This is a genomic window from Candidatus Hydrogenedentota bacterium, assembly GCA_035416745.1.
Classification (GTDB): Bacteria; Hydrogenedentota; Hydrogenedentia; order Hydrogenedentales; family SLHB01; genus UBA2224.
This window is the reverse complement of record DAOLNV010000023.1, coordinates 27334-51457: the sequence shown is the minus strand read 5'-3', so window position 1 is coordinate 51457 and position 24124 is coordinate 27334. Positions and strand designations below refer to the sequence as shown.

At 60.8% G+C, this 24124-nt stretch carries 19 protein-coding genes; 10 read left to right on the top strand and 9 right to left on the bottom strand.

Annotated features, from left to right (window positions below; genetic code table 11):
- Positions 1–44: 44 nt before the first annotated feature.
- From PLJ71_09640 to PLJ71_09610, 7 genes are all read left to right on the top strand, one after another.
- A complete protein-coding gene (locus tag PLJ71_09640; GenBank protein ID HQM48941.1) occupies positions 45–881 on the top strand; it encodes a hypothetical protein in 837 nt (278 codons plus the stop codon).
- Positions 882–938: 57 nt separating this feature from the next.
- Positions 939–4112 carry a tetratricopeptide repeat protein gene (locus tag PLJ71_09635; protein HQM48940.1) on the top strand — a complete coding sequence of 1058 codons (3174 nt, stop codon included), beginning with the start codon at positions 939–941 and terminating at the stop codon, positions 4110–4112.
- Between the two features lie 82 nt (positions 4113–4194).
- A complete protein-coding gene (locus tag PLJ71_09630) occupies positions 4195–5466 on the top strand; it encodes a glycosyltransferase N-terminal domain-containing protein (GenBank protein ID HQM48939.1) in 1272 nt (423 codons plus the stop codon).
- A gap of 289 nt (positions 5467–5755) precedes the next feature.
- A complete protein-coding gene (locus PLJ71_09625; GenBank protein HQM48938.1) occupies positions 5756–6808 on the top strand; it encodes a sugar ABC transporter permease in 1053 nt (350 codons plus the stop codon).
- Complete coding sequence (locus PLJ71_09620; protein HQM48937.1) at positions 6805–7620, top strand: carbohydrate ABC transporter permease; 816 nt, start codon at positions 6805–6807, stop codon at positions 7618–7620. The genes PLJ71_09625 and PLJ71_09620 overlap by 4 nt, the downstream gene beginning before the upstream one ends.
- Positions 7617–8912 (top strand): ABC transporter substrate-binding protein, encoded by a 1296-nt coding sequence (locus PLJ71_09615; protein ID HQM48936.1) that lies wholly within the window; start codon positions 7617–7619, stop codon positions 8910–8912. The genes PLJ71_09620 and PLJ71_09615 overlap by 4 nt, the downstream gene beginning before the upstream one ends.
- Positions 8913–8930: 18 nt before the next feature.
- Entirely contained in the window at positions 8931–9230 is a 300-nt protein-coding gene (locus tag PLJ71_09610) for a hypothetical protein (protein ID HQM48935.1), read from the top strand.
- Between the two features lie 302 nt (positions 9231–9532).
- Here PLJ71_09610 and PLJ71_09605 read toward each other — a convergent pair whose 3' ends face one another.
- Together PLJ71_09605 and PLJ71_09600 are read right to left on the bottom strand one after the other, a co-directional pair.
- The gene (locus PLJ71_09605; GenBank protein HQM48934.1) at positions 9533–10339 is read right to left on the bottom strand and encodes an alpha/beta fold hydrolase; all 807 of its coding nucleotides are present in this window, start codon (positions 10337–10339) and stop codon (positions 9533–9535) included.
- 36 nt (positions 10340–10375) lie between these two features.
- Positions 10376–10702, bottom strand: coding sequence for an SCP2 sterol-binding domain-containing protein (locus tag PLJ71_09600; GenBank protein HQM48933.1), 327 nt, complete (start codon positions 10700–10702; stop codon positions 10376–10378).
- Positions 10703–11496: 794 nt separating this feature from the next.
- Between PLJ71_09600 and PLJ71_09595 the strand changes: the two genes are divergently transcribed.
- A complete protein-coding gene (locus PLJ71_09595) occupies positions 11497–11634 on the top strand; it encodes a hypothetical protein (protein ID HQM48932.1) in 138 nt (45 codons plus the stop codon).
- A gap of 291 nt (positions 11635–11925) precedes the next feature.
- Positions 11926–14103, top strand: coding sequence for a DUF1343 domain-containing protein (locus PLJ71_09590; protein ID HQM48931.1), 2178 nt, complete (start codon positions 11926–11928; stop codon positions 14101–14103).
- 40 nt (positions 14104–14143) lie between these two features.
- Here PLJ71_09590 and PLJ71_09585 read toward each other — a convergent pair whose 3' ends face one another.
- Positions 14144–14341: a hypothetical protein gene (locus PLJ71_09585; protein ID HQM48930.1), complete on the bottom strand. Its 198-nt coding sequence runs from the start codon at positions 14339–14341 to the stop codon at positions 14144–14146.
- An 81-nt stretch (positions 14342–14422) separates the two neighbouring features.
- Complete coding sequence (locus tag PLJ71_09580; protein HQM48929.1) at positions 14423–15391, bottom strand: DNA-processing protein DprA; 969 nt, start codon at positions 15389–15391, stop codon at positions 14423–14425.
- A 57-nt stretch (positions 15392–15448) separates the two neighbouring features.
- On the opposite strand from PLJ71_09580, the gene PLJ71_09575 reads away from it, so the two are divergent.
- Entirely contained in the window at positions 15449–16378 is a 930-nt protein-coding gene (locus PLJ71_09575) for a 2-dehydropantoate 2-reductase N-terminal domain-containing protein (protein ID HQM48928.1), read from the top strand.
- A 91-nt stretch (positions 16379–16469) separates the two neighbouring features.
- Here the strand turns inward: PLJ71_09575 and PLJ71_09570 are convergent, their stop codons facing one another.
- The 5 genes from PLJ71_09570 to PLJ71_09550 form a co-directional block, all read right to left on the bottom strand.
- On the bottom strand, positions 16470–17222 hold the full coding sequence (locus PLJ71_09570; GenBank protein HQM48927.1) for a DUF1080 domain-containing protein: 753 nt from the start codon (positions 17220–17222) through the stop codon (positions 16470–16472).
- Between the two features lie 68 nt (positions 17223–17290).
- The gene (locus PLJ71_09565; protein ID HQM48926.1) at positions 17291–18124 is read right to left on the bottom strand and encodes a glycosyltransferase family 9 protein; all 834 of its coding nucleotides are present in this window, start codon (positions 18122–18124) and stop codon (positions 17291–17293) included.
- 188 nt (positions 18125–18312) lie between these two features.
- Entirely contained in the window at positions 18313–19146 is an 834-nt protein-coding gene (locus tag PLJ71_09560) for a sugar phosphate isomerase/epimerase family protein (protein HQM48925.1), read from the bottom strand.
- Between the two features lie 45 nt (positions 19147–19191).
- Entirely contained in the window at positions 19192–20145 is a 954-nt protein-coding gene (locus PLJ71_09555; GenBank protein HQM48924.1) for an alcohol dehydrogenase catalytic domain-containing protein, read from the bottom strand.
- 93 nt (positions 20146–20238) lie between these two features.
- Positions 20239–23154: a glycoside hydrolase family 20 zincin-like fold domain-containing protein gene (locus tag PLJ71_09550; GenBank protein ID HQM48923.1), complete on the bottom strand. Its 2916-nt coding sequence runs from the start codon at positions 23152–23154 to the stop codon at positions 20239–20241.
- Positions 23155–24124 lie beyond the last annotated feature (970 nt).

Below are 24124 nucleotides of genomic sequence, written 5' to 3'. Positions count from 1 at the left end.
CGCTTCACCAGGGCAAGGTAGACGGGAAAACGACAGGGTAAAGCGTGGAAATCATTCGAAAAATCGGCGATTGGGCGTGGGCAAACAAGGAACGGCTTGTGCTGGCCATTCTGGTTGTGTTCCTTGTGTACCGCATCTATGCCGTAATGAACCCGACAACCTTGGAAGAGGAGGCCGCCGCAGCCGCTCGTGAGCGCGCTAAACATCCCACGACTGCGACACGGATGCCGGGCGCGCCGGGCGGAGCACTATCACAACCGGGAACACCGGGATTAGGCCCGGGATTAGGTGAGGAAGAGGGCGAAACCGACGAAGAGGGCGAAGCTGAAGGCGCGGTTGAAGGCGAAGACGCGGTCGAAGGCGAAGGTGAAGACCTCGAGGGGGGAGGAACGGGCCCGCAAGGAAGGCTCAGGACGCTTCGGGAGAGCGGCGCCCAGACCGCGCAGCGAACCATGGATCCTGCAGACGCGCCCTTGGAGTTTAAACAGCATATGCCGCCCAAGCGCATAGCTGATCCCAATAGCCTTCCCGAGGAATGGACCGCGGATAAGGGGCGGCCCCCGATGCCTCCGGCCAATCCTCTGCCGCCGGCGCCGGTAGCCTTTAATGCCCTTGTGAAAGACAATCCGTTCAGTGCTTCAAGCACGAGCGGGACCGGCCCGACGACCGGCCAGGAACGGCCTAACTTGACGCTGCTGGATATTAAGGAGTGGAAAAGCGGGACGTACAGAGCCTACATACTGACACGTACCCGTAAATGGTATGCGGAAGGGGAACAGTTCGAGACGTATCAACTGATGTCCATCGATCCGGAAGCAGGTACGGTAGAGATTTTTTCGGAGCAGCACGGCCGGTCTTTCACGTATAGTTTGGCGCGTTGAGTCTCCGGAAGGGTTGTTCTATAATCTAGCGAACTCTAGCGGGAGGAAGCGAGCGCAATGGAAACGCAAAAGCAGCGGCAAGATGCCGTGCGAATGAGTGCCGCCACATGGGTCTGGGTGTGTCTGGCGTTAATGTGGGTGTGCACGGGTGCATTCGCACAGGCCGGAAGCGCCAACGCTGACGCTGGCGGCGAGGCGGCGAAAGCCGAAGTGCAGGCCGGAGACGTGGAGGTTGTCGAGGCGCCCGCGGTTCCTTCGGCTGCGACGGCCGGGGAAGGCGACCAAACCACCGTTCCTCCCGAGCAACTTCACTATCGCGAAGGCGTGTCCCTGTACAACCAGGGGCTGTACCGCGAAGCGCTCGAGAGCTTCGAACGCGCCCTCGCGTTGAAGGAAGATTTCGAGCTCGCGCGACAAATGGCCCAGAAGTGCGAGGCGAAGCTCAATCTCGAAGCCGCCGGCGTCGACCCGAATGCGGTTCCCAAAGTCGAGACGCTCACGCCGGGGCCGTCAGAGGCCCAGCCTGCCGAGGGCGCGGAGACGTTGCTGAGCGTCGAGGAAATCAAGACTCGCCGCGCGCGGGACCTCATGGACGAAGCCCAATTCTACATGGAGAATCAGCTCTATGAAGAGGCCGTCAAACGGTATGAAGAGGTCTTGCTCATCCAGCCTAAACATCGCCAAGCTCAGGAAATGCTCCAAAAGGCCACCGTCGGCATGTACGAGAACCGGCGAGTAGAAGCCGAAAAACAAAATGAAATCGACGCTGAGCGGCGGCGTGAACACGTCGAAAGGCTGAAGAACCTGCCCGAGGGAGCCGATGGAGGCGGCATCAAGCCGTTCAAGGTGCCCGTCGACGTTACCGAGGAAGAGCCTGAAGTCGTCGAGACGAAGGCATCAGCGATCGAAGACGCTCTGGACAACCCCGTCTCGATCGAGTTCGAAGGCGAGCATATCGACCGTATCATCGAGTTCATTTCCGAATACGTGGCCATTAACATCGTCGTGGATACACGCGTTGTCAAGCCGCCGCAAGATACTCTTCCGGCGCCGACAACCTACGGAGCGCCCACGACCGGCATGCCCGGCACGTATGGCGCCGTCCCCTACTATGGCGCCGTACAGCCTCCCGCAGCAAGGGGCAGGGGACAAACGGCCCGTCGCGGCGATGTGGAGACGACCACCGGCTTGCGTGGGGCGATCAGCCCCACCGGCGTGACGGCAGCAACCGCTCCGTATGGTCCGGCCACAACCGTACAACAACAAGAAGAAGACGAAACCGTGACCGACGGCATCGTGCCGTATATCAATCTTCGTGACGTCAGCTTGCGCGATGCCCTCAATGCCCTTCTGCGCTCACTGAACCTCGCTTTCGAGGTGCAAGAGAACTTTATCTGGATAAGCACGCCGGAGAAGATCCGCAACGAGTCTTTCGAGAAACTCGAGACGCGCTATTACGAGCTTATCAATGCTGGTGCTGAGAACCTTGACATCGATCCGCCTCCCTACGGCGGCGGCGGTTACGGCGGCGGCGGTTACGGCGGCGGCATGGGCGGGCGCGGCGGGCGCGGCGGCGGTTACGGCGGCGGCGGCTATGGCGGCGGCGGCATGCGCGGCGGGCGCGGCGGCGGTATGCGCGGCGGGCGCGGCGGGCGCGGCGGCGGCGGCCGCTATGGCGGTGGTGGCTATTACAGCCTTAAAGAAGAGCCGGTCTCTTTTGCGGACATGGCCTACGGCGGCGGCGGTTACGGCGGCGGCAGGCGCGGCGGCGGGCGCGGCGGCGGCTATGGTGGCGGTGGCGGCCGGTATGGCGGCGGCGGCGGCAGGCGCGGCGGCGGCGGTTATGGCGGCGGTGCAGGCCGTTACGGCAGCAGCCGTTACGGCGGCGGCGGGGGCGGCGGTTATGGCGGCGGCGGTTACGGCGGCGGTTATATGAGTTATACCGAGATGCCCATCATCCTTGGGTTCACAGGGGTGGGCGCGACAACAACAACCGGTGCTAGACGCGGCGGGGCTGCAGCGGCTGGCGCGGCTGGCGCCGCTGTCGGTGCTGAAGGTGCGCAAGGTGAAGGAATAACCGCTGCTGGCGGCGTGGAGGTTTTGGAGGGCGCCCCTAACATCATTTCCATGCTCCAGTACATGGTTCCTCCCGTGATCGAGCCGCAAACCGACGTCGTGCTGTCGTACATGATTTACAACCCAACCACCAACCAGTTGGTGGCCCGGAATACGACCAGCAATCTCGATCTGCTCGAAGACCAACTCGAACAGATCGATATTATGCCCAAGCAGGTCTCGATTGAGGCCAAGTTCGCGACCGTCAGCGTTTCCGACCTTGATAAGGTCGGATTCGAGTGGGATCTCAGCACTTCGGATCAGAACGGCCGTACACGCTCCATCGACGACCTGGAAGACACGACCTACGATTACGACATAAATGGCGACGGCGTGCTGGAAAGCATTCCGTTCTATACGCGGCCCGACGGGACCAATGTTATCAACAACACCATCACCCAGGGGTTGCTGAATGCCTTGGCCAATCCGGGGCCTCCTGGCAGCTTCAATTTCACCGGCACGATTACGGACAATGCGGATGGCGACGAGTTGAGCGTCACATTCGACTTTCTTGACAGCCTGAGTGAGACGGAATTGTTGAGCGCGCCCAAGATTACGACCCTGAGCCGGCGCCGCGCGGTTATCCGCGACTATACATCGCGGACTTTTATCACCGATGCCGAACGGATCACGGAATATATAGAGGGAGGCGGACTCTACAGCACGGGGCGGACGTTCACGAGCACGGACATCTATCCCGAGACCTATGAATTCGGCATCACGCTGACGGTGACTCCGCAGGTGTGCGGTACCGATCTTGTGCGGCTGTGGCTGAATCCTTACGTGGACACGTACGTCGGCGAGGATACCTATACGACCACGTCGTATGAAGACGGCCAGGAAACCCAGCTGACAACAAACTACCCGCAGATTTCCACACAGGAAATCTACACCAACGTTCTCGTGCATGACGGGGATACGCTTGTGTTGGGCGGCATGATTTCGGATCGGACCCAGAAAGGAGACGAACGTCTTCCTTATCTCGCCGATATTCCGCTGCTGGGTTTCTTCTTCCGCGGGAAATCGCGTCAGGTGTCCCAAAACAGCCTGCTGATTTTCGTTACGGTGGACATTATGGACCCGACGGGGGCACGGTATTTCGAGCCTGCGAGCTGATAGTCGCGGCACAATCCGGTTACAGATTTCGGGCGGCCGAACTGGCACGAGGCCAGCGGCCGCCCGTGTTACGCAGGGTCTCATGTTGTCGCACGTTGCATACGATGTCTTGACGACGCTTGCCGCCGCCCCGGGCGCTGTATATCTTGCCGCTTGCCCGAAGTACAGGCCCTTGTTGCGGCGGTTCGCTCCCCGCGTTCCCGAAAGTCTGGGGAACCATCCGATCTGGCTGCAAGCGTGCAGCATGGGGGAAGTCAACGCGGCGCGGCCTATCTTGGAGGCTATGGCCGTGCGATGGCCCGATACGCCGCTCCTTCTCACGACATCAACGATGTCCGGATGGCGGCAGGCCCACGCCATCGCCGGGGGAACTCCCACTGCCTGGTTTCCCTTCGACCATCGCGTGTCGGTCAGCCGTTTCCTGGACCGGCTGGCGCCTCGTATTCTCGTTCTGCTTGAGACAGAGGTGTGGCCCAATGCGGTTCGCATCGCCCGCGCGCGCAAGATACCCGTTGCCCTTCTAAACGGACGCATCAGCGACAAACATTTCACCCGCTACAAACGCATAGCCCGATTCTGGCGGCCCATCTTCGCCGCGCTTTCCGCCGCATGCGCTCAAAACGAGGAATATGCCGCGCGGATACGCGTGTTGGGCGCCGGCGAGTCAATCGTTCATGTCACGGGAAACACCAAGTTCGACGGAGTGCGGACAGCGTTCCCTGAGGCGCAGATAGACGCCCTCCGGCAACAGACAGGCATTCTCCCCGGGCGCCCCGTTGTGGTTTTTGGGAGTCTGCGCACAGGCGACGAGACGCTTGCCGCGACGTGTTGGGCCGGCTTGCGCGCGCGTTTTCCTGACCTTTGCCTGGTAGTTGCGCCGCGCCATCTCGAACGGGTGCACGATGTCTGTGCGGCTTTCGACGAACCGTATCTGCTGCGTTCCGAAACGCAAGCAGGGCGCGCGCCCGCCGGAGAGCGCATCGTTGTTGTCGACGTGATGGGGGAGCTGGCGGCGTTTTATGCCATGGCGGCCGTTGCGGTTATCGGAGGAAGCTTCTATCCGGGAGTCGAGGGTCACAATCCACTCGAGTCCGCCGCCCTGGGCATTCCCACGGTGTTTGGCCCGTATATGCGCAACTTCATCGATCCCGCGAAGGCGCTTCTGGAAAGCGGGGGCGCGATGCAAGTTGACGCCGGCGGGTTGCAGGAAACGCTTGCAGGCCTTCTCACCGAGCCGGAGGCGCGCGCTCGTCTGGGCGGCAAGGGTCGTGCCGCTGTCCTGGCCAATCAAGGGGCCATCGAGCGTTCTCTGGACATTCTCGAGCCATTGCTGCGTTCCGGTCGCACACGATAGACCAGGCTCGAAATTCGCCGACGGGAAGCGCCTTGGCCGTAGGACCTGTCCCAGTTGTGGGACCGACGTTGTGGGAGTGGCACCCTCGCCGGTCATGTGGCCCGCTCCCACGGGTCGCATGCTCGATTGAGGTTCCAGGCCTGTGCGGCTAAAACGGCCACGTCGCAACGGGAACCGAAACCATCCTCAGCGCGCGCGCGGCATGTTGACATCATGGCGGCGTACCCCGTAGGTTAGTTCGCATTGGTTCGGCGTGCGTTGTGCGCGCCGGACTGAGGGATTTCGCACGGTGTGGACACGAATTTTGCTGACGGGCGTTGGCGTGGGGGTGCTCGCGGCCCTGCACAGGCCATTGATCCGAGGTTTTGACCAAGTCCTCGCATGGATGGACGGTTTCTTCGAGGGCGTTCGAGGCAAACGGTGGCGCGATACGCCGTTAGCCCTGTTTCTTCTTTCTCCGGTGCTCGTGATTCTCGGGACCTTCGGCATTGCGCCGCTTTTCTATGCCGTTTACCTCAGCTTATTCAATTTCAAACGTGCGCCGCGGCCCTTTATCGCCCTTGACAACTACACGCGTGCATTGACCGAGCCCGATTTCTGGAAGAGCCTCCTTGTGACCGTCTACTACGTTATCGGCACCATTCCCGTCACCATGGTCGTGAGTTTTCTCATCGCCTCGCTGCTTTTCCGCATTGGGCGCGGCCGCGGATTCTTCCGCACCGTGTATTTCTTGCCGTACATCACCGCCGTGGTAGCTGCCGCGACCGTGTGGGCCGCCTTGTTGCATCCTCAGGATGGCCCCGTGAACGCGATGCTCGAGTGGCTTGGGTGGGAGCCTCAAGCGTGGCTTCTTGAATCGCGCGGAGTGCTATGGGTGATCAGCAATGGCCGCATTGGCGCAGACGTCGGCCCCAGTCTCGCCCTGTGCTGCATTATGCTGTTCGAGATCTGGCACTCGAGCGGGTTTATGGTGGTGATATTTCTTGCCGGCCTTACGGCTATCCCTCGCGACCTCGAGGATGCGGCGCGCATCGACGGGGCAGGATGGTGGCAGGCCACGCGCGCCGTGACCTTGCCTATCCTGTCGCCAACGCTCTTTTTCCTTCTTGTGGTGAGCACCATCAAGGCGTTTCAGGCGTTCAACAGCTTCTATGCCATGACCGGCAACGGGAGAGGCCCGCAGAACACTACCCAAAACCTGACCGTGTACATCTACGCCAACTTCTATGAATTCGGGCGCATTGGATACGGTGCGGCGGTGGCCACCCTGCTTGCTATCGGCATCGTCGTGATGACGGCGGTCCAGTGGCGCGTGGCGGGAAGGCGGGTCCACTACGAATGATGCGAAAAGCGGCGACATACGCCCTGTTGACGGCCGGTGCGCTGGTGACGGCCTTTCCCTTCGTTTGGATGATCGCCACCGCCCTGAAGAGTGAAACGGAGGCGCTTGCCGCCGGTCTCGACATTTTCCCCGAGCGCCCCATGTGGGGAAATTTCGTGGTGATGTTTCGCGAAGCGCCGCAATTCGGAACCTACTTCTACAACTCGTTTCTGGTGGCATTCTCCGTTACAGCGGCTGTTATCGTCACCGCGACGGTTGCGGGGTATGCTTTCGCCCGGCTCGAGTTTCCGGGACGGAACCTGCTCTTCAGCCTTGTTCTGGCGACCATGATGGTCCCCTTTGAAGTGACGCTCATCCCGAATTTCATGCTGATCAACGCGCTGGGCTGGAAAGACACCTACTTGGCGCTGATCGTGCCTTGGTGCGCCAACGCCTTCTCGATATTCCTGCTGCGGCAGGCGTTCATGGGGCTGCCCGCGGAGTTTTTCGACGCGGCCAAAGTGGACGGCTGCGGCCATTTGCGTTTTCTGTTGTGGATAGCCACGCCGCTGGTCAAGCCCGCCGCCGTCACCGTGGGGCTGTTTGCGTTCCTCGGGAGCTACAATTCGCTCATGTGGCCCCTGGTGGTAACAGACAGCGACAAGATGCGGGTGGTACAGGTGGGTCTTACCTTGTTTTCATCGGACGAGGGTGTTCGCCTGAATATGCTGATGTGTGCGGCGGCCGTTGTGATTCTCCCGACGCTGGCGCTATACTTCGCGGCACAACGCTACTTTCTCGAGAGTGCCATCAGCGCGGGAATCAAGGGATGAGAGGCAGGAAATATCGGCTCACAAGGGTGCTCGCCGCCGGTCTGGCCGGGCTTCTGTGTGCATGCGGTTGCGGAGGTTCCCGGGAGTTTCGCCCCATCGATCCCAACGCTGCCTTGTTCTGGGATCGCCAGACGGATGAGAATCGCGACTTGCTTGATGGCATCATTGCCGAGTTCAATCAAGGACGCGAGGGGATCCCGGTCAAGGCCGATTATGTCGGTGGATATCCCGAGATTTTTCGCAAGCTCGTGACCAGCATCCAGGCCAGAACGGTGCCCGCCATGGCGGTGGGGTACCAGAGCATGACTACGGTCTACGCCCAGGCAGGCGCCGTGCTGCCACTCGACCCGTTCATAGCGGATCCGGAAATCGGGCTAAGCGAGAAAGAACTCGACGACTTCTTCCCGGTCGTGCTCGAAACGAACCGGTATCCCACTCTTGAGAACGGCATGTATTCGTTCCCATTCTGCAAATCCGTGCTCATGCTGTATTTCAACAAACGCGTCCTTGCGGCGGCAGGCCTTGAGCAGCCCCCCAGAACATGGGATGAGTTTCTGGCACAATGCCGCCAGATCAAGGAACGGGCCGGGAAACGCGCCTACGCGGTGGCCGTGGACGCCTCCACATTCGACGGAATGGTGTACAGCATGGGAGGAGACGTGTATGCGGACGGCAAAAGCCTCCTCGATTCACCCGAAGCCCTCGCTGTACTGAAACTGTACGAGACGCTTGGCAAGGAGGGGCTGGCCTACCAGATTCTGGCGCATCGCTACGACGACCGAGCTGATTTCGCCCAAGACAAGGTGGCTTTTTTCTTCCGCTCGAGTTCGCACCGGACCTATACGGCTACGCTAGTCGAACCCGGCGCCTGGGGCATGGCGGTTATTCCTCAGGCGGACCCCGAGCGCCCCCAAACGGTCTTGTACGGCCCCAATATCAACATTTTTCAAACGACGCCGGAGCAGGAACGCATCGCGTGGGAGTTTACCAAGTATTTCACGTCGCCTGAAATCACTGTGCGCTGGGCTTTGGGAACCGGGTACTTGCCCATACGCAAGTCGGCGGCGCAGGATCCCCGCATGTTGGCGTTCTGGAACGAATGGACTTACAACAAAGCCCCGTTCGATTGTCTTTCCTTTGCGCGTTGCGAACCTAACGTTCCCGGATGGCAGGAGGTGCGGGAACACATCGAAAACGCGCTGGCAGGTGTATTGAACGGCGTTCAGACGGCAGAAGAGGCGGCCGCCGAACTCAAATGGCGCGCTGACAAAGTGCTCGAGGAGTCACGGTGACGCCGCTTCCGTGGCGGCATGCGGAAGAACGCTCAGCAGATGGTCCTCGATGCGCCGGGACGTCTTCCAGCGCGCGCGCCGGATACCCTAATGGTGTTCCTGCTCGTGCTCGGCTGCGAATTCCTCAAGCGCCTCTTCGATCATTTCCTTTTGTTCCCGCTCGATAATCTCGAGATCGGTATGCCGGCGCGAACCGCGGCGCCGGTCTTTATGATCGAAAGCCAAGTCACGTTGGCGGCGGTCGGGGCTTTTTCGGCGTTCCTGGCGCCAATCGCCCGCATCATCCTTGAAAAAACCCGGTTTGTGCCCTGTGTCTGACACGTCGTTTACCCCAATTCAGCTAATCGCTGCATCCCCATGCGATGTTCCATGGCGCAGTATAGGGAGCGCCCGCGATTTCGTCAAGCCATTGTGGGGGTTTCCAATCACGCGTGAAGCGTACGCGAGTGCGGGGGAACGGCAGACGAATGCTCCGCGCCAAACGAAACAATGAAGTGGCCGGTTCTCGGAGACAGTTGACGGGCATCTGCACATCAAGAGCCGTGTCAGCCTATGCCCGGTGTTCCTGCCGATACCCCGATGTTCTCCGCGCGAGCGGTTGCTGCCGCTGCCGCACGCCTTCACTCCGTCTCATCACGAATGGCTGCACCGGTGTCAAATGTTCGGAGGATGCTTTCCAGCCAGAATGCCAATTCTTCCCGCACCCCGACCATCTCGTCAATGACATCCATGCCGTGCGCACCTCCCGGATACTCTCGAAACTCGCAGAAAGTCGAGGCGGTCTTCTTCAAGGCCTGAGCCGAAGATGATGCGTAGGTGTCTCCTTTGGTGGCGATAAGCAGCGATGGACGCAGTTTGTAGGCCTCAAAGGCGTCTCGGACAGGCACCCCGTCATATTCCAGGCCGGGGGAAATCAGCACCAGAGCCTGGATGGTCTGGTCTTGGGCCGTATAGTGCGTGGCAAGATTGGCTCCCATGCCGGCGCCTACGATCGCAAGGTTGTCGGGATCGACCCCGTTGGCGGGAAGAGCGTTTCTGGCTGCTTGAATGTCCAATATAGCTTCAAGCCAGTCGCCCACAGTGAACTTTTCGAACGAGACCTTCTGGCCTTCAGGTCCCGTACTGGCGCCGTGCCCGCGCATGTCGAAAGCGATAGACGCAATGCCGCTTTGCTGGAGCCGCCGCGCAAAACCGGCCCATTGGGCGCTGTCTCCACCCTTATCATGCACCAATACCACCCCGCAGGATGGCTTGGCATGGGTGGGATAGAATGTCGCGGCGAGCACCGCTCCGTCCGTTGTGGTGAGGGTCAATGCTGCCGGGGCGTTCGCGAGAGATGCTTCGTCGCGCCGGCCGCACGCCGCCGTGTTCACGACAGCGAGCAGACACAGCAGAAACGCCTGCCGGTTGCGGAAAGGTTCACACACACGAACTCACGAGGTGGTATTGAAGCATCGGCGGGCTCAACCCAGACCGAAGACGCTGGCGAGTTTCATGGCCAGGCTCATATCGCCTTGGATCTTCAGTTTGCCGAGCAGAAAGGCTGTTTGGCCGCTTGTCTTGCCGTTGACGATGTCAAGCCACGTGGAAACATCGCTGGTGAGCGTGATGTTAGGACATTCAGCGGCGCCCTCGCCCACCGCCACATTGCCTTCGGCAAACTTCACGTTCCATTTGCCTCCTCCATCGCCGGTGATATCGAATTGATAGGTGGCGTTCATGCCAGAGGCTTTGTCAGGGTTCACTTTTCCCGCGAGTTCCGAAAAAAATCCCGCTACCGTATCGGCCATAGCTGCTTCTCCCTTCCGGCAATGTTGGGTTGGATGCTCTCTGTTACTACGCGTCTCGACCACGCGTGCACGCACGTATTTCTCGCTTCATACAGCCCGTTTCAAACACCAAAATCACGCGCTTCGAAGAACCATTCATACTCTAACATAGCCTTTGACCAAATCAAAGCGCTCTGGAAAAAATGAAACAACCTATGAAAAACACTTGCTATTTTTCGCAAGGTCTGTTAAACATTTATATGGATAGCGTGAATGAGCGTTGCAGAAAGTAGTGTTGGAAACTTGATGCAGACGATACGCCTTGCGCATAGCGACGTGTTTGAGTCCGGCGGGACGGGGGATTATTCTCTTCGAGCGCACGCGAAACGCAGCGCAATCGGGGGAGAGAAACTGGCGTCGCCAACAAGAGTTTCGTGCGCAGGCATACAACGCTGTGATGAAGACCGAAGCCGCCAGATGTTTGGGGAGAGGGAAAGCGGCGAGGCTTGCACGGGGGAACGCAAGAGCATGTGGTTTGTGTTGCAGCCGGCAAGTTTCGGGCGTGACGCATGCGAAGCGCAAGCAAGGCCGTCTTTCTCCGGACTTATCCCATGAATGAAATGAATTGCCGCGGCGCGGTGTTCGCAGCGTTGTAAGGGGATTCAAGGGCCACATCGAGCCTCCGGCTCGTTGGCATAGGGCTTCATGACTGCGTCATGAGCCGTGTGAACGGCAGATATGCCTCATCTGTGTGGGAGAGGCAGGTAGCCGTGAGCACATGTTTAGGGGTTTAGACGCGAGAAAGGAGGAACCCCATGGCCCCAGCGAAGAAGAAGACAGCAGCGAAGAAGGTAGCGAAGAAGAAGCCAGCCGCCAAGAAGAAGGCGGTAGCGAAGAAGAAGCCGGCTGCCAAGAAGAAGGCCGCGAAGAAGAAGGCCGCGAAGAAGAAGTAGTATTCTTCTGCGCACTGAACCGGGGGCGCCTGCTCTCCGAAACGGCCAAACCGCTTTCGAGAGCAGGGGCCTCCGGTTTCCTTTCTGGCCCTTCCGCAGAGGGGCGGCGTCTTCCCCGGTTCACCCGGCCGGGGCCTTCACGCATCCCACAGCTGCTGGTCGCGGCCTCGAGCTGTTTCTTGCGTCGTTGACCGCGACCAATTAGACTCAGCGTCTGCCGGTAATTCAGAGTGCAGTATTCAGAATGGTTCCGCTTATCCAAACGGCATCGAGGGACTCATCTTGCATGAAATGATCCTACAAGGTCTCCGCGACGCTGTACGCGATTCGAACAGTCCCGGCGCTGTTGCCTGCGTCGGTAATGGGGCCGAGATACTTTTTCTGGAGGCGGCGGGCGATGCTCAGCTCGACCCTGTTCGGGTTGCCGCCCGGACAGACGGCATTTATGACCTGGCGTCACTCACGAAGGTTGTCGCTACGACGACGGCCGTGTTGTTGCTGCGCGAACAGGGCGCTATCGAGTTGGACCGCTCGGCCGCCGATTATGTTCCCATCGAAGCGTTTCGGAAGATGACCCTGCGTCACCTGCTGACGCATACCGCGGGCTTCCTGGCAGGACGGCCCTTCTACCGCACGCATACTTCGGTGGAAGGGATGCTGATGGAAAGCGCGGAGCGCGGTATCGACAACGCTCCCGGGGTCCGCTGGGTGTATTCCGATATCGGGTTCATGCTTCTGGGCCGCGTCGTCGAGCGCGTGACCGGGCAGACGCTCGACCGTTTTTGCCAAAGCCGGATATTCACGCCCCTGAACATGGGGGATACCTGTTTCAACCCGCCCGAATCCGTCCGGCCGCGCTGTGTTCCCACGGAACGGTGCGGTTGGCGCGGCCGTCTCATGCAAGGTGAAGTGCATGATCAGAATTCGTATGCAGCCGGCGGCGTTACGGGGCACGCGGGACTGTTTTCGACCGCGGACGATCTCGCGCGGTTCTGCAGGGCATTCCTGTGCGGCGAGGTGGTGTCCGAATCCACCCTCGACGAGGTCAGCGTCAAGGGCCAGGTTCCTTTCTATCCCTGGCAAGGCCTCGGATGGCTGATAGACCCGTGGGACACAAAGACGACGGGTTTCCTGCCCTCTCGAAGGGCTCTCGGGCATACGGGTTGGACGGGCACCAGCATATGGATGGACCGTGATACGGGTGTTTTCGCGATCCTCTTGTCCAATACCTGTCATCCCGGGACGGGAAACCGGGACAACGAGACGTTACGGAATACGTTCTATCGGAGCGTTGCCCGCGCCTTGTATCCGCGGCGTGCAAACACTCATGCCGGTGTGGACCGCTTGTTGAGAGAGAGCTTCTACATTCTTCGTGAGACACGCCGTGTCGCCCTGCTCACGAATCATGCCGCCGTGGACGAGATGGGCCGGCATATCCTCGACGTTTTTGGCCTTGGCCCGTCGAACAAGCTTCATGTGTTGTACAGCCCGGAACACGGCATCCGCGGCAATTACGAGGCCGGCGCCACAGTGGCTTCCGAACAGGGCGATGTCCCCGTTATCAGTCTTTACGGGACGCAGAAGCGCCCCTCTCAGGCCGAACTCGCCGAGGTCGGGTATTTCCTGGTCGATCTTCAGGATATCGGCTCGCGTTATTACACGTACATGGCGACTATGCGGGACTGCCTGGCAGCATGCGCGCAGGCGAAGAAGCCGGTGCTCGTACTCGATCGTCCGAATCCACTCGGAGGCGTCGTGCTCGAGGGCCCGATAGCCGAGCGCACGGGGTCGCCCGTCTGCTGCGCGCGCATTCCGATCCGGCATGGGATGACCATGGGGGAACTGGCGGTGTTCTTTTTGCGCGAGGAGTTCAGCAAGCAGAAGCTGAACGTTTTTGTACATCCGCTGGATAGTTGGCGAAGAGATCTCCTCTTTCATGAGTGTGCCTATCCCTGGGTGCCGCCCTCTCCCAACATTCCGACTCCGCTGACGGCGCTATTGTACGCCGGCACGTGCCTGTTCGAGGGCACCAATTTGAACGAAGGGCGTGGCACCGAAACGCCGTTCCATGTTATTGGAGCGCCCTGGCTTGACGCAGAGGGTGTGATCGGAAGGCTTCAGCCGGGCGAGACGCCGGGGTGCACGGTATCCGCATGCCGTTACACCCCGCGGGCCATCCCCGGAAAGGCGTCGAATCCGCGTTACAGGGATGAGGAATGCCAGGGGATACGCATCCACGTACACAAGCCGTCTGAAGTGCGGGCGTTCACGGTGGCCGTGGCCCTGTTGCGGGCGATCCGCAACCGCCATCCAAGACAATTCGAGTGGGGGCCTACCTTCGACATCCTGGCCGGCGGTGATGCACTGCGCACCTGGCTGGAGCGCGATGAGCCCCCCGCGGATATTGCCGCACGCGTTGCGCCTCAGCTCGATGCGTTCGCAGCTGCCCGGCCGAGACGCTACGAATAAGTTCTGCCCGCCTTGCCCAGCGTCCTCGATGGCGCTTTTTCTACTCGACCGGCGCGTCGGCGCGATATACTACGGTGTAGAGAACGTCGCCCGAACCCGCCCGCGACCCATTTTCATGACCGAGGACGGTCTTTATATCGACTACCTCGACCCCGTTCCGTACGATCCACTGGTTTACTTCGGCGTCAAGCAGCAGCGGCTTGTCTTCGTAACCCTTGAATGTCTTAATGAAGACCATGATTTGGCCCCCCTCATTTGTTGGCCGGCATTTCTATTCGTCAGTGTAGCAAAGATAACGGAGTTGATCGAATCCGCATAGTCACGATGTCAGCCAAAGCTCTCCTGGCTGCGCCTCGAGGGCTTCTGACTGACGCCACAGCCCGTGGAGTTCTCGCTCCAGCCGGACGCCGGATTGGCCGCCAAGGTTCACACAACCCGCACCGGCCATCACGTGGGCCAGACCACTGGCGTCTTGTTGCCACACCGCGACGGTCTTTCCCTGGAGACGGGCCGCAAGACCCGTTCGCACGCTCCCGCCCTGTTTTCGCGGTTCGACAACAAGGACCAGCCGCGCCTGCCCGGCGATCACGTTGTTTCGCGTGACCGCGGCATAGCGTTGCCAGGGCAAATCGGGCGGGAACTGGCTGACCAAGAGCGCCCGCCTCTCCGCAAGGGCGCGACGCAGGTATTCAGGAGGGGTGTATCTCAAGAGACCTTGCGGCAACACGGCGATAGTCATGCCGCCTTCGTCGAGGGCAATGCGATGAGCTTCCGTATCGATGCCTTCGGCGGCCCCACTTACAAGCACTGCTCGTGATTTCGCCGCAAAACGCGCCATGCCGGCTGCAACGGTTCTCCCGGTTTGTGAGGGTGTCCGGGTGCCCACAACGGCGATTGCCGGGCTCGACAGCAACCCGGGATCTCCCTCAAAAAACAGCAGCGGCGGCGCACTCCCTCGCAAGCTTGTGCGCAGCGTCTGCGGGTAACGGGGATCGGTTAGGGCAAGAAATCCCCCGCCGTGGCCAATGACCTCCGTCACCAGCCGGCGCGCGGTTTCGCGCAGGGCAGGGGTCTGCTCCGTGATGCGTTTGGCGAGCGCGTCGCGCCGCGCCGGGAGCACCATGACCATCTCGCGCAGGGGCAGTGCGAGCAGGTCGCAAAGAGCCTTCCCCGCCCGATTCGCTGATTCAAGGACGAGGCGCACCGATTCTTGCCCGATGCCCGGCGTCAATGACAACGCCAGGAGGGCGGCAGCGTCTTCAATACCGGTTTGCGCATATTCCCCCATGATATGATGAGATACTACTGATTTCAGCGGCGCTTTTCACGGCGGAAAGGGCAATGTATGCGGTTTCTCATTTTGGGCACGGGCGCCGTGGGGCAGTTGTATGGAGGATTCCTCCATCGCGCAGGTCATAACGTCACGTTCCTGACCCGTCCGGAAAGGCTCGCGGAATTCCAGGAAAGAGGCATGACCCTTGTGCCCGAGGCCGGCCAGCAAGGTTCGCCCTTCGTCATCTCTGACGCGCGCTTCATAGACCGTCTCGAGAGTATGGACGACGTTGATTGCGTGTATATCTGCGTGCGCGCCGAGCAACGGGAGGAGGCCCTGGCAACCTTCAAACCCTTCGATTGCAGCCGAAAAAGCGTGATCATCACGTTTCCGGCATGGCGCCCTGCCCTCGACCCCTGGCGGGCAGTGTTCGGCAACTGCCACTACATGTATCCCGGCATCATGGCGCTGTACCGGGGCCGCGCCGTGGCCTACAAACTCGGCAAAACCAAGATAGCCCCGCTTTTTGACACTCCCGTAAGAGAGTCTGAGGCCCTGTGCGCAACCATGCTGAAAGCCGGGTTTCCAGCGAAGATGGACAAGGCCCTGCCGCGCAGGTTCCAGACCATCATCGCCATGGGGTTTCCGATGCTCGCGGCCATTTCCAGGCACCAATACGACCCGAAACCTTTCGCGCACGATGCCCCTCTGGTACGCCTTGCCGCACAGGGCGCCAAGGAAGGATTGGCCGCTCTGAAGGCCTCGGGCGAGCCGCTGTCCGGTATGGGGCATGCCGCGCGCATGATGCCCTCGTTCCTGATTGCTGCGTGCCTTTCCTGGATCGCCGCCGGGCTCTCAGGCTTTGTGCGTGAAATGCTGGAGGTCCATTTTACGAAGATTCACCGTCAAACCATCCTGCTTCTCAACGAGCTGGCGGCGTTGCCCGGCGCCAACAGGGCGGCCCATCCTGCCATCGACGAACTGCTGCGCCGCGCGGGGTAGCGCTGCGTCCTGGCCGCGATGATGCGAAGAAACAGAACGCCCGCGCAGACGGCACTCCGCGCGGGCGGCGATGCGATGTTTTGGGGACCGCTCAGTTGCCTTCCTTCTTCTCGCCTTCCTCAGGTTTCTTTTCCTGGTGTTCCTCGGGGACGGGCCAGAGCATGATGTTGCGGAATTCGATGGGAGCGCCCTCGCTCTGGAATCCGATGCGCCCCTCTTTCACGGTAGTCTCCGTGGCGGCGTTCTGGAGCAGGCCGTTCACGTAGACCTTGATGGTGTTTTCGGAGCAGATGACCTCTTTCTTGTTCCATTCGCCCAGGGGCTTCTCATTACTGTCGTTCATCTTGGGGACGCGCCGGTCGTCCGGGTTGCTCGGTTTGTGCTCCTTGAAATCGGTGCCATCGATGACCCAGAAGTCGCCGGCGTCGCCACTGTGCAACTGCGATTCGATGCTTTTGGGCCACACCTTATCTTCGCCGCTGATGTGCAGGAGGCAGCCGCTGTTGCCGGCCTTCTCGGGCCATCGCCACTCGAAGGTCAGCTTGTAATTTGAAAACTTCTTTTTCGTACGCATATACCCGGCCGGTTCCCCGGTGCAGTGGACCACCCCGTCTCTTACCGTCCAGACGGTGGCGGGGTCGACATTCTCGTCCGGGATGAATAATTTCCAGCCCCCGAAATCCTTCCCGTTGAACAGGACATAGGGAGTGGCTTCGGACGTGCCGTCAGTCTTTTCTTTTCCTTCCTCTTTGGCCGGTTCCGCGGCGGCGTTTTCCTGCGCCATCGAAACCGCGGGAGCAAGAACGAACGCGCATGCCATCATCAGAACGAACATACGACGCATATACAGGTCCTCCATGCTTACGTTGCGAACGCAGCACCCATGTGAGTGGTGCATATCATACCATATGCTCATACGATTATCAGGGACCGCAAGACGGCTTCCACGCCGGGCCAGGGCTCACCCTGTACAGCCCTCACGTGACGGCCTCGCGGCGCCCACACCTGGGGGTCAGTTGGACCGAATATGGCCGTTGTTGGCACGCCGCACGCCGCAGCGAGATGGGTAATGCCGCTGTCGTTGCCCACATAGGCCCGCGCGCACGACAACCGGCGGGCCAGTTCCGTCAGGCACGATGTGGCCAGCCTCTCCGCGCCCGAAGGCACGCGAATATGTTCTTCCGCGGGTCCCAGACACCAATGAACGCGCCTGCCAAGAGCCTGCAATTGCTCCGTGAGCGACAGAAAGCGGTCCATGGGCCAATTCTTCCTGTTTCCTCCGCTGCCGGGATGAACAACGACGTCCAAATCCCGGTCTGCGCCAGCGAGGGCCAATCGGAAAGGCTCACGGGCATCCAGCCCGAGCTGTTTCACGTAATACTCGGAGGCGTGGCTGTCCCAATCGTCGGGCGGGAGACCGGGGAAGACTTGCGCGTCTGGGACCCCGCAGGACCGCAAGGAACGCTTCAACGCGCCATCATCATCGCGCATCCAGACTACGGCCGCCGCGAAACCTGAGAGGAACGACGTGATGGCAGCGTTCGGGGCCGCAAACAGAGACTCGAACCCGACCGCGCCGATATCGTGCGCCTTGTCGGCAATCCCGGCCTCTATCGCCAGCGCGAGGCGGTCCGGACGGCCCAACAATTCCACCCGAAACGTGCGGGAAAGGGCCTGAATCGAAGGGCAGCAGAGAAGAAAATCTCCGATGCCGCCTGTGTGAACTACCAGCAGACGCTGCGTCATGCAACCTCACCTCCGGCACTCGTCATGAGATGCGCCCTGCATTTCGCGTGCCTCCGCACATAGAGCGCAACCCATACCCGACAATCGCGAACAGTTGGAACGGGCGTAACGCGCCCGCGGCAGGCAGCCGGGCGCCTTTTTCGCGGTCACCTCTCTTGCCTTTGGTCAATCAGGTTCCATGCGGCTTCTCAACAGAATTGTTCGAGGTATGCCGCGCCCCGCATGAAGCCTTCTTCGGGCGATTGGGTGCTGTCTTCGTGCTCGATGCTCAGTACGCCGTCGTAGCCGTTCTGGCGGAGATGGCTGACGTATTCGCCCCAATTGATGTTGCCGAACCCGGGAATCACATAGCGCCACCAGCCCGTCCCGTAAATGCCGACATAGGCCCGGGCGGCCTTGTCGACCAGCGTATCCTTGGCATGGGTATGAAAGAGCCGGTTTGGAAACATCGCGATGGGCGCCAGATAGTCGCATTCCATGTGGTAGAGGTGGCTGGGATCGTAATTCAATCCGAAATTGTCATCGGGTATGGCCTCGAACATCGCTTCAAAGGTATCCAATCCCTGCAAGCAGGTGGCGAAATAGTTTTCGAGGGCGATCTTGATGCCCTTCTTGCGGGCGTGAGCCAGGATCGGCCTGAACGCTTGCGGCAAGACCTTGCGAATGGTTTCGAGCTTGGTCATCCCCGGAGCCGGTCCGCCCGCGAGCATACAGACCACCGGAACCTTCAACGAGGCCGCGGCATCAATGCACTTCTTGGCGTGGGCCTGCACTTTCCGCGTGAGCCTGGGCTGGGTCAGGTCCATCGTGTAGTACGCGAGAGAACTGATCTCGATGCCCCGTTCGGTAAGGTCTGCCGCGATCCTCCGCGCTTTCGTGGCAGTCATCGTGGCGGGGTCGATGTGCCTGCTCTTGGGTCCGGCCCAGACTTCCAGGCAGGGAATCCCCGCGTCTTCAGCCAAATCGATCACCTCTGTCAGGGGTTCATTATTGAAAGGACAGGTCAGCATTCCAACTTTCATGGCGAATCTCCTCTACTTGCTGCGCCATTGCCCTCGGAGGGCGGGTTATTCGGAAATTTGAAGCAGGATTTTTATCGCATCGCCGGATTGGGCATGTTCGAGGGCCCGGTCCGCCTCGTCAAGGGGATATGTAGCGCTTATCATGGGTTTGACGACGACGGTGCCGAGCGCCAGTGCCTCGAGTGCCGGCCGGAACGGGCCGCAACGAGACCCCACAATCTGAACCTCGTTGATCACGGGAAGACTCAGGTCGACTTCGGAACGGCCGGCCACGGTCGTTTTGAGCACGACCACGCCTTCCGGGCGCACCAGTTGCAGAGCACGGCTGAACCCGGCTGCCGAACCGGTCGCATCCACGACGATCTCCGCGCCCCCCTCGAGCGGCTCGTCCGCGAGACGCGTCTGAATGCACAGGGGGGTGAGGACTTCCAGTTTCCAGGGGTGTTTGCCCACGCACACCAGGTTCTTTGCCTGCAACCAGAGGACCTGGGCGGCCAGCAGGCCCAGTTTGCCATCGCCGAGGACAATGATCCGGTCATCGGCATCGATTTCGACCTGCTCGGGGATACGAAAGGCCGCCGCGGCGGGCTCCGTGAACACCGCGATTTCGTCAGGCACGTTTTCAGGGACTAGATGCAGGTTTTCCTCTGGGAGCGTGAGGTATTCGGCAAACGCACCGTCGCGGCCCTGAATGCCAAGGACAGTTCGCGCGCAGCAGTGGTGGGGCATTTCCCGCTGGCAGTATTCGCAGGCGCCGCACACACAGTTGATCTCGCCCACAACGCGTTTGCCCAGCAAATGTTGGTTGGATGCTTCCTCGACCACGCCCACGAACTCGTGTCCGGGGATGCCCTTGAATTTCATGTATCCCCGCAAGATCTCGATATCCGTGTTGCAGATGCCGGCGTATCGCACCCGCACGAGTGCTTCGTCCGGCGCGGGCACGGGCCTGGGCACATCAGCGATGTGGGGCTTGCCATCAAAGACCAATGCTTTCATTACGCGTATTCCTGGTATCTCGTTTGTGTTTGGCGCGTTCCTATTCAACAACAGCCCTGCCGGACAGTCAAGGCGAGCTTCGATGCGACAGCTTCAGTCGAAGATCATGTTACCCCATTCGGACACCCGGTCCGTCTTCGGGTCATAGGCCCATGCCGAACGTTCCTTGTGAACATTGTTGCGGAACCGGGCAAAATTCATCTGCCACGCCTCGCCGCGTTTGGGCTGAATGCCAAAGACTTTAAACGGAATCGCGAACTCCGCGGCCCAGCCCTCGCCGTAGGAAGCCGTGAACACTTTCCAGTCCCCGTTCCATGCAGCGTCGCCCTCGAGGCTGTCAAACTGCGCGCCCAAGGGGTTGACGGCGAATGCGAAGACCACGCCGCCGGGCGCTTGCAGGGTCACCAGGAGATGCTCGTCGTTCTCCAGGGAGGCGTCCCGGCCAGTCTTGGCCGCGGCCATGGTTGTCATGCGCGGTTCCCGGGCGTAGGCGGCAACGTAGAGAGTGTCGCGGCTGGCACAAAGCCAGAATGTCGTTTGCGCCGCGGCGAAGACCTTGGTGTCGGCCAACACAAAACCCTCGGCTTGAGGTTCCGTCGGCCAGCACTTCTCCTTGAATGAGCCGTCCAGCACGGGCGCCGTATCGGTGCGCCCGCACACGCCGACCGCTGGACCCTTCAGCGCGAACACGCGGGGGTTTCGTAACACGGCCTGTTCCGCCGGGGCCTTGACCGTGATGCGAAGATACCGGGTGCGCACCGGCTTATCGAGGATTAGCGGGGCGCGCACCCCTCCGCGTTGCCCTGACGTCCATTGCTGCATTGCGGAGAACGCCTTGCCGTCGCGGCTCTGTTCAAGCGTGACATCGGCCGCGCCGACCGTGTCGAAATCCACCCGGCAGATAGGTCCCGGCTCGGCCAGAAAATCGTACGTGGCCTCGGCGGTATGCTCGGTGTCCGTGTATTGCGGTTCCGCGACGATCTCGATGGGCCGGTGCCCGGATATGAGCGTCATTTCGCGGAAAGGCAACAGGTATCTGCCGAAAAGAATCGATGAGGGCACGAACAGGCCTTTCGTTTTGATAGTATCTATGATGCGCTGCGCCCGGTCCTTATCGGCCTGCGGGTCCAGGGCCGTCTGCCGTTGGACGAGGCTGACCAGCTTCTGCAGGGTAGAGGAGCCTTGATTCTGGTCGAAGGACCGTTCCAACGCGAGATACTCGGTCATGTTGGCCATCAGCGCGGATACCAGCTTCACCTGGGGGTCGTCTTCCGGCAGACTCGAGCCCCGCTGGCTCTTGTAGCTGCGGAAGGCGTCATACGTCTTCTCGGGGGTAACGCCTGCGAGGGTGCGGCGGTCGATGTGACTTGCCACGGCCGCGGCGGCCTCGCCGTATTGCGGCTCCCAGAGGTCCGCCTCGAAATATGCGTTCAAGGCCTCTGGCCAGACCGAGCGCCATTTCCCTGCCGCCCAGCTCTTTTGCATGGCGATGCGGAAGGCCGCCGAGGGGGCCGTCCCCGTCCCGAGCGGCATGAGCAAGCCCCGAAGCCGGTTTTCCGAACCCGTTACGTCACTGCCCCAGGCATAGGCGCTGGCGACCGAGGGGTGGGGCTTCCCGAAGATTTCCAGGCCTTCGGACTGCCACGGCTCGAGGACCGAAGCGACATCCTCGGGCGAGCCGGTTTCGGGCTCGCCCGTCTCGAGAATATAGGCCGCCGTACGGGGCAGATTCGCGGCCAATTCCCGGACGTGTGAGCGCTGCCCTCGAAACGCGTCCGAAATCACCAGCAACCGCACTTCAGGTTCGGCCCGGCGGGCGAGTTTATCGAGGGCCTGGACGGATTGTGCTTTCACGGACTCATTTGAAACATTGCGTTTGATAACTCGCGGGTCTTCGAACACGCCCCCTGGCCAATCGTGTCTTGCGGCGATGAACCGGGGTTTCAGCTCACGGCTGATCGTCTCGAGCATGTCCAGCCACGCCTGTTCCGTGCCTTCCCCAAAGGGAACGCAATCGGCGGCGCCGACAGGCACATAAGCGTACGTTACCGTCACCGCCGCGCCGTCGGGGATGCGCCCCCCTATGTTGCCGCGGATGAGCCATGGCGCGTTGGTTGCCTTGTATGGGTATGCGAAATCGCCGCGGTCGATGGCGTAATCCGGGCCTTGTTGAAAGGGCTTCGTGTTCAGTACAACGGTGATCGGCGATTCCGGCGTCTCCAGGACGTTAGGGTGGGACAGCAGCGCCCAGTTGTCCTCTTCGAGCCGGACCTTCTCCGTCACGGTGCGGGCGACCGCTGCTTCCGGATGGCGCTTCAGAAACGGGATGACGTCTTTAAGGGTTCGGACGACGGGCACGGGCTCGATGTGGCGCAGACGCGCGTCCTCAAAGACTTCGCGCCACGCCGCCAGCCGCTCGGCCGTCAGATCAAGAAAATCGTCGTTTTCGAATGCGATGAGATTGCATTTCAGCGCGGCGAACGCATCCATCTGCTCGCCGGATAGCGGCCCCCCGACCCACGCACCGCGCCATCCCAGGTCGGGCGCATCCTCAATGGTGACGCAGGGGATCTGCCCCTGTTCCCCGATGAGCTGGCACAACGTTTGTACGCCGTTAAATGTCCCCGCCGGGTCGGCTCCCGCGACGACGACCATATCCTCCGTAACGCGCAGGAAATATCCCTGTTCGGACGGCGGCTTCCCGAAGTCCAGGATTTTGGCGAGCTTGCGATGTTTCAGGCTTTCGTGCTGGCCGAGCTCGCCAATATAAAGACCGCGTGCGCCCGCCGGGTGAGTAGCGGCGGTCGCCACCGGCAGCTCGAACCCGGAGGCGCTGCGGATTAGCCCAACGGCTGTGTCGCGTTCCGCCACCCGGTCGTCGGCCAATACGATGGGATCAACCGGGGAAAGCCTGAAAACACGTTTCTCGTCAAGTTCGACCCGCTGGGGCACCGGGGTTAACGGGAGCTGAGCAGCGGTCAATGCCAGAGCGACCAAGAAGGGAGCCATGGTTTCCTCCGCGAGAGAATCAACGTCCGGGTACACCTGCGCCAGTATACCAAGGTCGCCGGGCGCGGCGTTACCGTTGCGCACGTGGCCTGTTGCGCACGCGCCCTAATCCGGATTAGCGCTGTCGAAACGGCGGAACGGTACGGCACCATGCTATTCGCGGGCCCGCTCGGCCTCCGACCGCGGAAGATACGTTAACCGGGAGTCTTCATCGCCAACGGCGCGAAACATGCTTTCGGGTTATGCCTCACTCCTCTCCATCACCAACGGCGAATGGCACGCGTCCTTCGGACCGCGGACGCGGCAGACGGCAGACGAATGCCGAGCTGGCGCTCGGCGCTCCCAGGGGCGCCATCTCCTTGCCGTGGTCGGATAACCCCGCCAAAGGCGCACGGCATGGCTCCTCCCGAGCGCCGATGGCAAGGGCATGGGGCCTCCGGAGCGCCGAAGGCGCGATACATACCAGCCTGGCCTGAAGGGCCAGGGGCTGGGATTCAAAACAGGCAAGAGGGCTGAAGGCCCGAAACATATTGGGGATTGAACGGCCGCACGACGTAATGTTCCGGGCCTTCAGCCCGGTGAGGATTTTTGGGGGGCCGGTTTCCTTGGCCTTCAGCCAAGGCTGGTATGTGACGCGCCGTTGGCGCTGTAGAGGAGACAACGTATCGTAGAGGGTATGTTTCGTCCCGTTGGCGCTGAGGCATGAAACGTGCATGCAGGCCAGGGTTTTCCCCTCTTGCGCGCGAACGGCGGGATACGTGCTCGCAGGTTAGGGTTTCCCCTCTTCAGCGCCGAAGGCGCGATACATACCAGCCTGGCCTGAAGGGCCAGGGGCTGGGATTCAAAACAGGCAAGAGGGCTGAAGGCCCGAAACATATTGGGGATTGAACGGCCGCACGACGTAATGTTCCGGGCCTTCAGCCCGGTGAGGATTTTTGGGGGGCCGGTTTCCTTGGCCTTCAGCCAAGGC

Coding starts and splice junctions, on each gene's coding strand:
- PLJ71_09635 (HQM48940.1), top strand. CDS start 939: ATGGAAACGCAAAAGCAGCGGCAAGATGCCGTGCGAATGAGTGCCGCC.
- PLJ71_09615 (HQM48936.1), top strand. CDS start 7,617: ATGAGAGGCAGGAAATATCGGCTCACAAGGGTGCTCGCCGCCGGTCTG.
- PLJ71_09550 (HQM48923.1), bottom strand. CDS start 23,154: ATGGCTCCCTTCTTGGTCGCTCTGGCATTGACCGCTGCTCAGCTCCCG.
- PLJ71_09610 (HQM48935.1), top strand. CDS start 8,931: ATGCGGAAGAACGCTCAGCAGATGGTCCTCGATGCGCCGGGACGTCTT.
- PLJ71_09565 (HQM48926.1), bottom strand. CDS start 18,124: ATGACGCAGCGTCTGCTGGTAGTTCACACAGGCGGCATCGGAGATTTT.
- PLJ71_09560 (HQM48925.1), bottom strand. CDS start 19,146: ATGAAAGTTGGAATGCTGACCTGTCCTTTCAATAATGAACCCCTGACA.
- PLJ71_09595 (HQM48932.1), top strand. CDS start 11,497: ATGGCCCCAGCGAAGAAGAAGACAGCAGCGAAGAAGGTAGCGAAGAAG.
- PLJ71_09575 (HQM48928.1), top strand. CDS start 15,449: ATGCGGTTTCTCATTTTGGGCACGGGCGCCGTGGGGCAGTTGTATGGA.
- PLJ71_09555 (HQM48924.1), bottom strand. CDS start 20,145: ATGAAAGCATTGGTCTTTGATGGCAAGCCCCACATCGCTGATGTGCCC.
- PLJ71_09590 (HQM48931.1), top strand. CDS start 11,926: ATGATCCTACAAGGTCTCCGCGACGCTGTACGCGATTCGAACAGTCCC.
- PLJ71_09580 (HQM48929.1), bottom strand. CDS start 15,391: ATGGGGGAATATGCGCAAACCGGTATTGAAGACGCTGCCGCCCTCCTG.
- PLJ71_09585 (HQM48930.1), bottom strand. CDS start 14,341: ATGGTCTTCATTAAGACATTCAAGGGTTACGAAGACAAGCCGCTGCTG.
- PLJ71_09570 (HQM48927.1), bottom strand. CDS start 17,222: ATGCGTCGTATGTTCGTTCTGATGATGGCATGCGCGTTCGTTCTTGCT.
- PLJ71_09630 (HQM48939.1), top strand. CDS start 4,195: ATGTTGTCGCACGTTGCATACGATGTCTTGACGACGCTTGCCGCCGCC.
- PLJ71_09600 (HQM48933.1), bottom strand. CDS start 10,702: ATGGCCGATACGGTAGCGGGATTTTTTTCGGAACTCGCGGGAAAAGTG.
- PLJ71_09620 (HQM48937.1), top strand. CDS start 6,805: ATGATGCGAAAAGCGGCGACATACGCCCTGTTGACGGCCGGTGCGCTG.